Source organism: Bifidobacterium anseris, from assembly GCF_002860345.1.
GTDB lineage: Bacteria > Actinomycetota > Actinomycetes > Actinomycetales > Bifidobacteriaceae > Bifidobacterium > Bifidobacterium anseris.
Genome location: NZ_NMYC01000001.1, coordinates 435,251 through 447,769, shown reverse-complemented (window position 1 = coordinate 447,769; position 12,519 = coordinate 435,251). Strand labels below are relative to the sequence as shown.

General features: G+C 67.1%; 13 protein-coding genes. All 13 read left to right on the top strand.

What is annotated here, in order from left to right:
• The first annotated feature begins 23 nt into the window (after positions 1-23).
• Positions 24-686, top strand: coding sequence for a phosphatidylinositol phosphate synthase (gene pgsA, locus CGZ88_RS01900; protein ID WP_026645303.1), 663 nt, complete (start codon positions 24-26; stop codon positions 684-686).
• Between the two features lie 9 nt (positions 687-695).
• The gene (locus CGZ88_RS01895; protein ID WP_101670942.1) at positions 696-1,727 is read left to right on the top strand and encodes a phosphatidylinositol mannoside acyltransferase; all 1,032 of its coding nucleotides are present in this window, start codon (positions 696-698) and stop codon (positions 1,725-1,727) included.
• A gap of 37 nt (positions 1,728-1,764) precedes the next feature.
• The gene (locus CGZ88_RS01890) at positions 1,765-2,967 is read left to right on the top strand and encodes a glycosyltransferase family 4 protein (protein WP_243390032.1); all 1,203 of its coding nucleotides are present in this window, start codon (positions 1,765-1,767) and stop codon (positions 2,965-2,967) included.
• Positions 2,968-3,021: 54 nt separating this feature from the next.
• Complete coding sequence (locus CGZ88_RS01885) at positions 3,022-3,777, top strand: YebC/PmpR family DNA-binding transcriptional regulator (RefSeq protein ID WP_026645300.1); 756 nt, start codon at positions 3,022-3,024, stop codon at positions 3,775-3,777.
• A 6-nt stretch (positions 3,778-3,783) separates the two neighbouring features.
• Positions 3,784-4,365, top strand: a complete 582-nt coding sequence (gene ruvC / locus CGZ88_RS01880; protein ID WP_024540393.1) for a crossover junction endodeoxyribonuclease RuvC — start codon at positions 3,784-3,786, stop codon at positions 4,363-4,365.
• A 44-nt stretch (positions 4,366-4,409) separates the two neighbouring features.
• Complete coding sequence (gene ruvA / locus CGZ88_RS01875) at positions 4,410-5,036, top strand: Holliday junction branch migration protein RuvA (protein ID WP_026645299.1); 627 nt, start codon at positions 4,410-4,412, stop codon at positions 5,034-5,036.
• A gap of 5 nt (positions 5,037-5,041) precedes the next feature.
• On the top strand, positions 5,042-6,124 hold the full coding sequence (ruvB, locus tag CGZ88_RS01870; RefSeq protein WP_026645298.1) for a Holliday junction branch migration DNA helicase RuvB: 1,083 nt from the start codon (positions 5,042-5,044) through the stop codon (positions 6,122-6,124).
• 75 nt (positions 6,125-6,199) lie between these two features.
• A complete protein-coding gene (gene yajC / locus CGZ88_RS01865; protein ID WP_026645297.1) occupies positions 6,200-6,646 on the top strand; it encodes a preprotein translocase subunit YajC in 447 nt (148 codons plus the stop codon).
• Positions 6,647-6,692: 46 nt separating this feature from the next.
• Positions 6,693-7,274, top strand: coding sequence for an adenine phosphoribosyltransferase (locus CGZ88_RS01860; RefSeq protein ID WP_026645296.1), 582 nt, complete (start codon positions 6,693-6,695; stop codon positions 7,272-7,274).
• Positions 7,275-7,312: 38 nt separating this feature from the next.
• The gene (gene sucC / locus CGZ88_RS01855; RefSeq protein WP_026645295.1) at positions 7,313-8,509 is read left to right on the top strand and encodes an ADP-forming succinate--CoA ligase subunit beta; all 1,197 of its coding nucleotides are present in this window, start codon (positions 7,313-7,315) and stop codon (positions 8,507-8,509) included.
• On the top strand, positions 8,506-9,423 hold the full coding sequence (gene sucD, locus CGZ88_RS01850) for a succinate--CoA ligase subunit alpha (RefSeq protein ID WP_101670940.1): 918 nt from the start codon (positions 8,506-8,508) through the stop codon (positions 9,421-9,423). Before sucC ends, sucD begins: the two co-directional genes overlap by 4 nt.
• On the top strand, positions 9,420-10,844 hold the full coding sequence (locus CGZ88_RS01845) for a cell division protein PerM (RefSeq protein ID WP_101670939.1): 1,425 nt from the start codon (positions 9,420-9,422) through the stop codon (positions 10,842-10,844). Before sucD ends, CGZ88_RS01845 begins: the two co-directional genes overlap by 4 nt.
• Positions 10,792-12,426: a bifunctional phosphoribosylaminoimidazolecarboxamide formyltransferase/IMP cyclohydrolase gene (purH, locus tag CGZ88_RS01840; protein WP_101670938.1), complete on the top strand. Its 1,635-nt coding sequence runs from the start codon at positions 10,792-10,794 to the stop codon at positions 12,424-12,426. Before CGZ88_RS01845 ends, purH begins: the two co-directional genes overlap by 53 nt.
• Positions 12,427-12,519 lie beyond the last annotated feature (93 nt).

The window sequence follows — 12,519 nt, the reverse complement described above, 5'->3', positions numbered from 1 at the left end:
GAGCACACCGGGAACAACACATCATGCTGGAAAAGCTTCGACCATGGTTCAAGCGCCTCATCAACCCCGTCGCGAAGGGCATGGTGAAAATCGGCCTGACCGCCAACGCCGTCACCGTCATCGGCGCCATCGGCACGACGATCGTGGGCATCGCCACCGGCATCACCGGCTGGCTGTTCTGGGGCGCCCTCGCGATGACGCTGCTCGTCATCTTCGATTCGCTCGACGGCTCCGTCGCGAAGCTGACGAACGGCGGCACGCATTTCGGCGCGTTCCTCGACTCGACGCTCGACCGCGTCGCCGACTGGGCGGTGCTGCTCGGCGTCATCATCTACTTCTTCATGCGTAACTGCACGGCGCTGCTCGTCGAAAGCCGTTACGACGTAGTCGCGCTCGTCGGCATGGGCGCCGCGATCTACGCGATCATGACGTCCTTCGTCACCTCGTACATCCGTGCACGCGCCGAATCGGTGGGCGCCGAGGCGAAGGGCGGCATCGCGACGCGTTCCGACAGGCTGACGATCATCCTCGTCGGTATGGCGATCAGCGGACTGACGCATCAGGACGCGTGGCTCATGGCGACGATGTGCGTGCTCGCGCTGCTCGGCACCATCACCGTCGGCCAGCGCATCCACGAGGCGCGCATCTCGATCGAGGCCACGCTCGACGATGCGAACAAGGGCTGAGGACCCGACATGACCAATGTGATGGCATGGGTTGCGAACCATCCGCGCGTGCTGCCCGAACGCGTCGTGCGCGGGGCGTTCCTCGCCGCCGCCGACATCGCCTGGCTGCTGCGCGTCGGCTCCGTGCGCCAGCTCGAACGCAATCTGCGGCATGTGCTGACATGGTCGGCCCGCGACGCCGCCGCCACCGTTGATGGCAACGCACCCGCCGCGCCTGTCGGACGCCGGACGCTGCGACGCATCTCGCGTCAAGGCATGCGCTCCTATTTCACCTACTTCAGCGAGGCGCTCACCGTCGGCGCATCCGACCGCGAGCGCCTGTTGGCGCGCATCCGCGGCGCCGGCGACGGCCTTGATTCGCTCATCGCGTTCACGTCGCCGGATGGCGCGAACTCTTCTGCGCCGATCGCGATGGGCCATCAGGGCAACTGGGACTACGACGGCTTCTGGGCGCAGTTCGACGTGGCGCCGGTAACGACCGTGGCCGAGCGGCTCGCCGATCAGGAGATGCTCGACGCCTTCGTCTCGATCCGCGAGCGCCTCGGCATGCGCATCCTGCTGACCGGCACGCCGCATCTGACCGAGCGGCTCGAGGAGGCGCTCGGGAAGCCGCATGTCCTCGTGCCGCTGCTCGCCGACCGCGATCTGAGCCGGCATGGCGAGTTCGTCGAGGCCTTCGGCTCGACGATCCGCGTCGCGAGGGGGCCGGCGACGCTCGCCTACGACACGGGGCTGCCGCTGTACGTCGCCAACACGTACCGCGAGCGGCTTTCCGGCGCGCGCCGCCGCGCCGCGAGCACCCCGTACGGCTATGTGTGCGAGGTCAGTGGGCCTGTGGACATCGACATGTACCGCGGTCTCGAGCGTGAGAAGGCGATCCATGCGATCAGTCAGGCGTGGGTCGACGTCTGGGCGCGTGGCATCGCCGCGCATCCCGAGGACTGGCACATGCTGCAGCCGATCTTCCTCGAGGATCTCGATTTGTCGCGGCTCAGGGACGTACCCGAGTCGCTGCTGGCGAAGGCGCGCGCCGACGGCTGAGGAGGCGAAGTCCATTCGGTCGGCGACAATGCTCTGTATGTCTTCGCAGGAACCAGCATCCATCGGCGTGCGCCCGGACGGCCGTCCGTTGCGCGTGGGCATCGTCTGCCCGTATTCGTTCGAGACGCCGGGCGGCGTGCAGAACCACATCCGTGATTTCTCCGAGGCGCTTATGCGCCGCGGGCATCACGTGTCGGTCTTCGCGCCCGGACGGCGCACGAAGGACATGCCGTTGTGGGTGCAGACGAACGGCTCGTCGTTCGCGATCCCCTACAACGGGTCGTGGGCGCATCTGAGCTATTTCCTCGCCGCCGGGCTGCAGACGAGGCGCTGGGTGCGCCAGGGGCAGTTCGACATCGTGCATCTGCACGAGCCGGAGGCGCCGTCGGTGAGCCACAAGCCGCTCGTCATGCGCGGCGCGCCCCCGATGGTGGCCACGTTCCATGCGAGCATCGAGCCGTATCCGCGGGCGCTGCACCTGTTCCAGCGGTATCTGCATTCGTATCTGGAGCCGCTGAGCGAGGCGATCTTCGTCTCGCCGTCCGCGCAGCGCACCGCCGACCATTATCTGCCCGCCTCGATCAGCCGTCACGTCATCCCCAACGGTATCAACCGCGCCTCCTATCTGCGTGCGCATCCCGACGAACGCTGGCGGGGCACGCCGAAGCATCCGACGATTGGCTTCCTTGGCAGGCTCGAGGAGGAGCGCAAGGGCTTCCCGATCTTCGTCGAGGCGGCCTCGCGGGTGCTCGAACGCCATCCGGGTGCGCGTTTCCTCGTCGTCGGCGACGGCGGCGACGAGGCCGCGAAGGCGATCGCCGAACGAGACGGGGGAGCGGCGCTGCTCGAACGCTTCGAGTTCCTTGGTCGCGTGGACGACGACGCCAAGGCGCGCTTCTACAAGTCTTTGGACGTCTATGTGGCGCCGCAGACCGGCGGCGAGAGCTTCGGCATCGTCCTCGCCGAGGCGATGGCGGCGGGCTGTCCGATCGTGGCCTCCGACCTGCCGGCCTTCGTCGATGTGACCGAGCAGGGGCGCGACGCGGCGCTGTTCGCCAACCGCGACGCCGCGGATTGCGCCGAGCGCATATGCGAGCTGCTCGCCGACCCGTCCCTGCGCACGCGTCTGGGGAAGGCCGGACTGAGGCGCTCGGGGGACTTCGATTGGGAGACCATCGTCGACGAAGTGCTCGCCGTCTACCGTCGCGCCCTGTCCGCACAGCCCGGCGCCTTGTCTTAGAAGCGCATTAGAATCAACACGTTTCGTAATATCCATCACCTGTCTAGGAGCATTATGTCAGGGCATTCCAAGTGGGCCACCACCAAGCACAAGAAGGCCGCCATCGACGCCAAGCGCGGCAAGCTGTTCGCCAAGCTCATCAAGAACATCGAAATCGCCGCCCGCCAGGGCGGTGGCGATCCCGACGGCAACCCGGCGCTCTATGACGCCATCTACAAGGCCAAGAAGGCCTCGATGCCCGCCGACAACATCAAGCGCGCCGTCAAGCGCGGCTCCGGCGAGGAAGCCGGCGGCGCCAACTACGAGGACATCGTCTACGAGGGCTACGCGCCGGCGGGCGTGGGCCTGATCATCGAATGCCTCACCGACAACCGCAACCGCGCGGCCGCCGAGGTGCGTTCGACACTCGGCAAGGGCGGCGGCTCGCTCGCGACGACCGGCTCGGTGAGCTTCAACTTCGAGCGCAAGGGCGCGATCGTCGTCCCGTCCGAGGGCGTCGACTTCGACGACCTGTTCGAGAAGGCGGCCGAGGCGGGTGCCGAGGACGTCACCGACGACGGCGAGACCTACACCGTCGTCACCGACCCGTCCGACCTGATCGCCGTGCGTCAGGCGCTGCAGGACGCCGGCATCGACTACGATTCCGCCGACCTCGTCATGATGCCGAAGAACGAGGTCGAGCTTTCGCTCGACGACGCCCGCAAGGTCGCCCGTCTCATCGACAACCTCGATGACCTCGACGACGTGCAGAACATCTACAGCAACTGGACCGCCTCGGACGAGGTCATGGCACAGCTCGACGAGGAGTAATCCCCGTTGATCATCCTTGGAGTCGACCCCGGACTGACACGGTGCGGAGTCGGCGTGATCGAAGCCGGCGCACCCCGCCGGCTTTCGTTTATCCACGTCGACGTCGTGCGTTCCGACCCGCACATGTCACAGGACCTGCGACTGCTGACGATCTACAACGGCATCGCCGCCAAGCTCGACGAGTTCATCCCGGACACTGTTTCGATCGAACGCGTGTTCGCGCAGGAGAACCGCAACACCGTGCTCGGCACCGCGCAGGCCGCCGGTGTCGCGATGCTCGCGGCGGCCCAGCGCGGCATCCCGGTCGCACTGCACACGCCGACCGAGTCGAAGCTCGCGATCACCGGCAACGGCAAGGCGCAGAAGGTCCAGATGGAACGCATGGTCGCCCGTCTGCTCAACCTCAATGCGCCGCCGACGCCGGCCGATGCCGCCGACGCCCTCGCGATCGCGATCTGCCATGCGCTGCGCCCGGCGGGGGCGCTCGAAGGCGGCGAACGCGAGCAGCATCTGACGAAGGCGCAGCGCCAGTGGGCGCAGGCCGCGCAGCACGCCTCGCGCCGCGGCGGCGTCCGCAGAGGCATGTAGACTACCGAACATCTGTTCGAACATCAACGAAAGGGGCCAAACGCATGATCGGCCTGCTCAACGGCGTCGTCGTTCAGATCGATGCGACGACGGCGCTCATCGACGTCCACGGCGTGGGATTCGAGGTGCGGATGCCGAGCGCCGATCTGGGCGCGCTGCACGTCGGCTCGACGGCGAGCGTCCAGACGGCGATGAGCGTGGCGCAGGACGCGATCACGCTCTTCGGTTTCCTCACCGCGGCCGAGCGGCGCATGTTCCTGCAGCTGCAGAAGGTCAGCGGCATCGGTCCGAAGGTCGCGCTGTCGCTGCTGTCGACGCTGCCGAGCGACCAGCTCGTCCAGGCGATCCGCGACGAGGACGCGGCCGCCCTTGCGAAGGCTCCGGGACTCGGCCGCAAGGGCGCGCAGAAGATCATCCTCGAACTCAAGGGATCGATCGACCTGTCCGCCGCGCCGGCGCAGGGGGAGCGCGGCACCGAGCGACTCATGCCGCAGGACGCCGGCGTCGACCGCGTCGTCGAGGGGCTCATGTCCCTCGGTTGGAAGCAGCAGGAGGCGCAGCAGGCCGTCGACGCCGTCATCGAGGACAACGCCATCGCCACGCCATTGTCCGACGAGGCCGTCGCCGACGTGCTGCGGCTCGCGCTGACATCGATGGACAGGGGAAGGTGAGACGCATGGCGAACGACGATTTCGACGTCTTCAGCGCGGACAACAGCAACGCGAACGAGGAGTCGCTGCGCATGGTCTCCGCGAACGCCGTCGGCAACGAGCCGGTGAGCGACGAGGAGCTGCGTCCGCACATCCTCGAAGGCTTCATCGGACAGCCGCGGCTCAAGGCGCAGCTGCAGCTGTTCCTCGATGCGGCGCGCAAACGCGACGTGCCGCCGGACCACATCCTGCTCGCAGGCCCTCCGGGACTGGGCAAGACAACGCTGGCGATGATCGTCGCGAACGAGCTCGGCGTGCCGATCCGCGTCACGTCGGGCCCGGCGATCCAGCATGCCGGCGACCTCGCGTCCATCCTCAGCTCGCTCGACGCGGGCGAGGTGCTGTTCATCGACGAGATCCACCGTCTGCCGCGCGCCGCCGAGGAGCTGCTGTACATCGCGATGGAGGACTTCCGCGTCGACGTCATGGTCGGCAAGGGTCCGGGTGCCTCGTCGATCCCGTTGACGCTGCCGCGCTTCACCGTCATCGGCGCGACGACGCGCGAGGGCATGTTGCCGTCGCCGCTGCGTGCGCGCTTCGGTTTCACCGCGCATCTCGACTTCTATCCGACCGAGGAGCTCGAGAAGCTCATCGAACGTTCGGCGAAGGTGCTCGGCCTCGAACTCGACGAAGGCGCTGCGCATCAGCTCGCGCGCCGTTCGCGCGGCACGCCGCGCATCGCCAACCGCCTGCTGCGCCGCGTGCGCGACTGGGCGATTGTGCACGACCTGCCGATCGTCGAACCCGACGACGTCAAGGAGGCACTGGCGCTCTACCAGATCGACACCGAGGGCCTCGACCGCCTCGACATCGCCGTGCTCAATGCGATCATCCGCAACTTCAACGGCGGACCGGTCGGACTCAACAACCTCGCGGCGATGGTCGGCGAGGAGGCGGAGACCGTCGAGACGGTGTGCGAGCCGTACCTCGTGCGCGAGGGGTTCATGATGCGCACGCCGAAGGGACGCGTCGCCACGGCCCGAGCCTGGGAGCATCTGGGCCTCGAGCCGCCGGAGGGCTCGGCCGTCGATGTCAGCAAGCTATTCTAGACTGAGCCTTCCGTACACACCGTTTCCAATCGATCCCCACGGTCGTCTCGTTTCCCAAGGAGCCCTGTCATGAGCATGGATTACATCTTCCTCATCGTTCTTCTCGTCGCCATGATTCTGATGATGGTGTTCCAGACGCGGAAGGCGAAGAAGCAGCAGGCGGAGCGCCAGAGCTTCTGGAAGAACCTGGACGCCGGCACCGAGGTGATCACGATCGGCGGCGTCATCGGTAAAGTCGTCGAGGTCGACGAAGAGTACGACGAGATCGTCATCGACTCCGAAGGCAGCATCCTGCGCTTCTCCTCGAAGGCCATCAGCCGCGAGTACATCCGCCCGGCCTACGTCTCCGACGACGACGTGGACGAGAACGGCAACCCGCTCGTCAAGGACGACGAGAACGACGCCGACAGTCCCAAGGAAATCACGACGCAGGTGAGCGAGCACTCGACGGATGCCGACGGCGATGAAATCGACGTCGAGGAGACGACGAAGAGCACGAAGTCGCCGTACGACGCCGACTGACGAACGACCACCGATACAGGACCGACACAGGGGAGAACTGCCGACCATGACTTCCACGGACATCACGCTCACCGATCCCACCTCGATGGACAAGGCGGATGCCGACTACCTCATCTCACTGATGCGCGCAATCCCCGGATTCCCCAAGGAGGGGATCCTGTTCCGCGACATCATGCCGGTCTTCGCCGACGCGCGCGGCCTGTCCATCCTGATGGACGCGCTCGTCTCGAACCTGTCGATCGCGAACGACGAATTCGACGCCGTCGCAGGACTCGAGGCACGCGGCTTCCTCTTCGGGCCCACGCTCGCCGAACGCCTCGGCAAGGGTTTCATCGCTGTGCGCAAGGCCGGCAAGCTGCCGCCGCCCACGGTCCGCGAAAGCTACGCGCTCGAATACGGCGACGCCTCGATCGAGATTGAACGCAACGCGATCCGCGAAGGCGAGCGCATTCTCATCGTCGACGACCTGATCGCCACCGGCGGCTCCGCCTCCGCTGCCCGCGATTTGGTCATCTCGTGCGGCGGCGTCGTCGCCGGATTTAGTTTTATCATGGAGCTTTCGGGCCTCAACGGCGTCAAGACGCTCGGCGACTACCCAGCGAGCTCCCTGCTGACGATGCCCGCCTGAGCATCGTCCGACGCCACCGCCCATCTCAAGAGGAATCCATGGATCTATACGAATACCAAGCACGTCAGCTGCTTGACGAACAAGGCATCGACACCCCGCGCGCGATCTTCGTCCGGCGCGTCGAGGACGTCCCGCAGGCGGCCGAGACGATCGGATACCCGGTCGTCGTCAAGGCACAGGTCAAGATCGGCCACCGCGGCCAGGCCGGCGGCGTCAAGATCGCGCACGACCGCGACGAGGCCGTGCGTGCCGCCGAGCAGATCCTGCCGATGACGATCCACGGGCACAAGGTGCGCGGCGTGCTCATCGCCGAAGCCGAATCCATCCTGCACGAATACTATGTGTCAATCTCCGTGGACCGTTCCTCGCGTGACTTCGATGTGCTCGCGACCGCCAACGGCGGCACCGAGGTCGAGCAGATCGCCAAGGAGCATCCCGAATCGGTCAAGCGCCTGCACATCAGCGCGCTCGAGGACTTCGACCGGCGCGCCGCGACGGCGATGGCGGAAAGCATCGGCTTCTACCACGCCGACGTCGATCAGGCCGCCGACATCCTGCTCAAGATGTGGAAGTGCTTCCACGACAACGACGCGACGCTCGTCGAGATCAACCCGCTCGCCAAGGTCGGAGACCCGGACGACGAGTCCACGAAGCGCCTGTGCGCGCTCGACGCGAAGATCTCGCTCGACGGCAACGCGGCGTTCCGCCACGACGGCTGGGAGCGCTTCGCCGACTCCGCCACGACGGACCCCTACGAGCGCAAGGCAGCCGAGCACGGCCTGCACTACGTGCATCTCGACGGCCAGGTCGGCGTCATCGGCAACGGCGCGGGCCTCGTCATGAGCTCGCTTGACGCCGTGTCTTTCGCGGGTCAGGAGCAGGGGACCGACGTCCAGCCGGCCAACTTCCTCGACATCGGCGGCGGCGCCTCGGCCGAGACGATGTGCCAGAGCCTCGAGATTGTGCTGTCCGATCCACAGGTCGAATCGGTGCTCGTCAACGTGTACGGCGGCATCACCTCCTGCGAGCAGGTGGCACTCGGCATCATCGAGGCCGTCGAACGGCTCAACGTCACGAAGCCGATGGTCGTGCGCTTCGACGGCAACGCGGCCGCCGAAGGCCTGACGATCCTCGACGACGCGGACATCGCGAACATCCATGTGGCGGCCACGATGGAGACGGCCGCGTCCGAAGCGGCCCGTCTCGCCGCGCAGGCGAAGGAGGAGACCAAATGACCGTCTTCATCGAGGATGACGCCCCCGTCATCGTTCAGGGCATGACCGGCCATCAGGGCATGACGCACACCGCGCGCATGCTCAAGGCGGGCACGAACATCGTCGGCGGCGTCAACCCACGCAAGGCCGGCACGTCGATCATCTTCGAGAACGCCACCGGCGCCGACGTCGATATCCCCGTCTTCGCCGACTGCGCCGAGGCGAAGGCCGCGACCGGGGCGAAGGCGAGCGTCGTCTTCGTGCCGCCGAGGTTCGCGAAGGACGCCGTCGTCGAAGCGGTCGAGGCCGGCATCGAGGTCGTCGTCGTCATCACCGAGGGCATCCCGGTCGCCGACAGCGCCTACTTCGTCGAACTTGCGCTGCAGCGCGGCGTGCGCATCGTGGGCCCGAACTGCCCGGGCCTGATGACGCTGCCGTCGAGCGAGGAGACACACGGCGTCAACCTCGGCATCATCCCCGACGGCATCGTCGCCCGCGGCCCGCTCGGCCTCGTCTCGAAGTCGGGCACGCTCACCTACCAGCTCATGGGCGAGCTGTCCGACATCGGCTTCACCGCATGCCTCGGCGCCGGCGGCGACCCAATTGTCGGCACGACGCTGCAGGAAGCGCTCGAGGCCTTCGAGGCCGATCCGGACACGAAGGCCGTCATGATGATCGGCGAAATCGGAGGCAGCGCCGAACAGGACGCCGCGAACTGGGCGAGCGAGCACATGACGAAGCCCGTTGTCGCCTACATCGCGGGCTTCACCGCCCCCGAAGGCAAGCAGATGGGCCACGCCGGCGCCATCGTCTCCGGCGGCAAGGGCACCGCACAGGACAAGCAGGAGGCCCTCGAGGCTGTCGGCATCCGCGTGGGCAGGACCCCGTCCCAGGCCGCGCAGTACATGCGTGAGGCGCTGGCAGCGCTCGGATGAACAGGACGAAGCTGATTCCCTGGTTGCGAGGCGTCGCCGCGTCCTGCGTGGCGATGCTCGTCTACGCCGTGCCGCTCGGCTTCCTGATGGCGCTCGTCCTCCTCGTCGCCGCGATGGAGGAGGGCGGCGACACGATGTCGTCGTTCACGGTGCCGCTGACGCAGGCCGTCGTATTGCTCTCCCAGGGCGTCGGCTTCCACACATCCTCGATCGTTGTCACGATCGTCCCGCTGCTGCTCACCTTCCTGCTCGTCGCGCTCGTACGCACCGTCTTCCGCCGGATGGGCACCGACCCGCGCGGCTACGTCGCCGGGCTGGTCACATGGCTCGTGCTCGACCGGCTGCTCGAGAACAACCTGTCTGTCGCGCTCAACGATTCGACCTTCCTCGTGCTGTGCAAGGGCGCGCTCGTCTTCACCGCCGGCTTCGCATGGGCCTTCGTCCACGACCGCAGCCATCTCGAGCCGCTGCGCGGTTATCTGCGCGCGCATCTGTCCGCGCCGATTCGCCACGTCATCGCCGTCGGCGTGAGGCTCGGCGTGCTCATCGTCGCCATCGTGCTGCTGTGCGGATTGGGCACCGTCATTGCCTGGATTGTGCTCAACCACCATGCCGTCGGCGCCGCATTCGAGGCGATGCATGTGCAGACCGGCTCGCGCATCCTCATGTGCGTCATGGCGGCCGCATGGCTGCCCAACCTCATGCTTTGGGCCGTCTCATGGCTGTTCGGCGCCGGATTCTCGATCGGTGACCTCGCGACCTACACGCTCACCGAAGGATCGGCGGCGCATCTGCCTGCCCTGCCGATCTTCCGCCTGTTCCCGCAGCCGGTCGCCGACCCGACGATCCGTCTGTGCGTGACGCTCATCCCGCTCGTCGTCGGCGTCGTACTCGGCCTGCTCGTGCTCGTCGCCAAACGCGGCTTCGGCCTGCGCCCCCTACAGGCGGACGCCGACGACCGGCGCGACCTGCTGTTCGCCTACGCCTATCCGGTGGGCGCGTTCTGCATCACGTCCGTCGTTGTCTCGCTGCTGTGCACGCTGCTGTACGCGCTGTCCGACGGCGCGCTCGGCACGAAGCACCTCGCGTCCGTCGGCGTCGACGTCCGCCATGCCACCAACGCCACGGCGCGACCGTGCGCGTTGGGTCTGTTCCTGGCCTGGGGCACGATGCTGCTCCTGACCGCCATCGTCCTCGCCGTCCGCGCGCTCATCGCGCGCCGGGGCGCCACGGAGTCCGGCTCCGAAGCCCCGCGCAAGGCGCGCAGCGTCTCCTCGCAGCAGGAGACTGACGGGGACGACCCCACAGAGAAGAAGAGGTCCGGCGCGCGTGTGGCGGACCCAAACCACCAACCAAAGGAGAAGCAAGGTGACGACAACGAACCGACCGCTACGACGAGCATTGGTATCGGTCTTCCATAAGGACGGCATCGAGGTCCTCGCCAAGGCGTTCATCGACGCCGGCACGCAGGTGGTGTCCACCGGTTCCACCGCGAGCAGGCTCGCTGAACTCGGCGTGGACGTCACGGAGGTGTCCCAGGTCACCGGTTTCCCGGAATGCCTCGACGGCCGCGTCAAGACCCTCGACCCGCACATCCACGCCGGCATCCTCGCTGATATGACGAACGAGGACCACGCTCGCCAGCTTGAGGAGTTCGGCATCGAGCCCTTCGATCTGGTCATCGTCAATCTCTATCCCTTCGCGGACACCGTGCGTTCGGGTGCCGGGGAGGCCGACGTCATCGAGAAGATCGACATCGGCGGCCCCTCGATGGTGCGCGGCGCGGCGAAGAACAGCGCGACCGTCGCGATCGTCACCGATCCGGCCGACTACGCGCTCGTCGCCGCACGCATCGAGGACGGTACCGGCTTCTCGCTCGAGGAGCGTCGCTGGCTCGCCGGCAAGGCCTTCGCGCACACGGCCGCCTACGACGCCACAATCGGCGAATGGACGGCGGCCCATTGGCCCAAGCCCGCGTCAATCGAAGACGCGGCCCACGACGCCGACCCGGTCGAGCAGGCCAAGCTCGCCAAGTTCCCGCAGACCTTCACGCGCACCTGGAACCGCGCGCATGTGCTGCGCTACGGCGAGAACCCGCATCAGGACGCCGCACTCTACGTCGACCCGCTCAACACGCGCGGATTCGCCGACGCCGAGCAGCTCGGCGGCAAGCCGATGAGCTACAACAACTATGTGGACGCCGATGCGGCGTGGCGCGCCGTATGGGACTTCGCCCCGCAGATCGCCGTCGCCGTCGTCAAGCACAACAACCCCTGCGGCCTGGCCGTCGGCGCGACCGTAGCCGAGGCGCACAGGAAGGCGCACAGCTGCGACCCGATGAGCGCCTACGGCGGCGTCATCGCGACGAATGCGACGGTCACACTCGAGATGGCCGAAGGCGTGCGCCCGATCTTCACCGAGGTCATCGTCGCGCCCGACTATGAGCCGGAGGCGCTGGCGCTGCTGCAGGCGAAGAAGAAGAACCTGCGCATCCTCAAGGTCGCGGAACCGCCGAAGTCGAAGCGCCAGTTCCGTCAGATCGACGGCGGCCTGCTCATGCAGTCCACCGATCTCATCGACGCTCCGGGAGACACGCCGGACGCCTGGAAGCTCGTCGCGGGCGAGCCGGCCGACGCCGCGACGCTCAAGGACCTCGAGTTCGCATGGCGCGCCGTGCGCTGCGTCAAATCGAACGCGATCCTCATCGCCGACGACATGGCGACGGTCGGCATCGGCATGGGTCAGGTCAACCGCGTCGATTCGGCAAACCTCGCCGTCGAACGCGCGAATACGCTCGACGACGGCCGCAACCGCACGAAGGGCGCCGTCGCGGCCTCCGACGCGTTCTTCCCCTTCGCTGACGGCGCGCAGATCCTCATCGACGCCGGCGTCAAGGCGATCGTGCAGCCCGGCGGCTCGATCCGCGACGAGGAGGTGTTCGAGGCGGCGCGCAGCGCGAACGTGACGATGTACGTCACGGGCACGCGCCACTTCTTCCACTGATCGTCAGCTGACATCGCACGGCGGGGCCGCGCCTCGGGGATTTCCCGAGGCGCGGCCCCGCCGTATAGTGGGTAGTAGTTGGATTCGGTAGTA

Bases quoted from the DNA above. Each gene is read 5' to 3' on its own strand.
- pgsA (WP_026645303.1), top strand. From the start codon at position 24: ATGCTGGAAAAGCTTCGACCATGGTTCAAGCGCCTCATCAACCCCGTC.
- CGZ88_RS01895 (WP_101670942.1), top strand. From the start codon at position 696: ATGACCAATGTGATGGCATGGGTTGCGAACCATCCGCGCGTGCTGCCC.
- CGZ88_RS01890 (WP_243390032.1), top strand. From the start codon at position 1,765: ATGTCTTCGCAGGAACCAGCATCCATCGGCGTGCGCCCGGACGGCCGT.
- CGZ88_RS01885 (WP_026645300.1), top strand. From the start codon at position 3,022: ATGTCAGGGCATTCCAAGTGGGCCACCACCAAGCACAAGAAGGCCGCC.
- ruvA (WP_026645299.1), top strand. From the start codon at position 4,410: ATGATCGGCCTGCTCAACGGCGTCGTCGTTCAGATCGATGCGACGACG.
- ruvB (WP_026645298.1), top strand. From the start codon at position 5,042: ATGGCGAACGACGATTTCGACGTCTTCAGCGCGGACAACAGCAACGCG.
- yajC (WP_026645297.1), top strand. From the start codon at position 6,200: ATGGATTACATCTTCCTCATCGTTCTTCTCGTCGCCATGATTCTGATG.
- CGZ88_RS01860 (WP_026645296.1), top strand. From the start codon at position 6,693: ATGACTTCCACGGACATCACGCTCACCGATCCCACCTCGATGGACAAG.
- sucC (WP_026645295.1), top strand. From the start codon at position 7,313: ATGGATCTATACGAATACCAAGCACGTCAGCTGCTTGACGAACAAGGC.
- sucD (WP_101670940.1), top strand. From the start codon at position 8,506: ATGACCGTCTTCATCGAGGATGACGCCCCCGTCATCGTTCAGGGCATG.
- CGZ88_RS01845 (WP_101670939.1), top strand. From the start codon at position 9,420: ATGAACAGGACGAAGCTGATTCCCTGGTTGCGAGGCGTCGCCGCGTCC.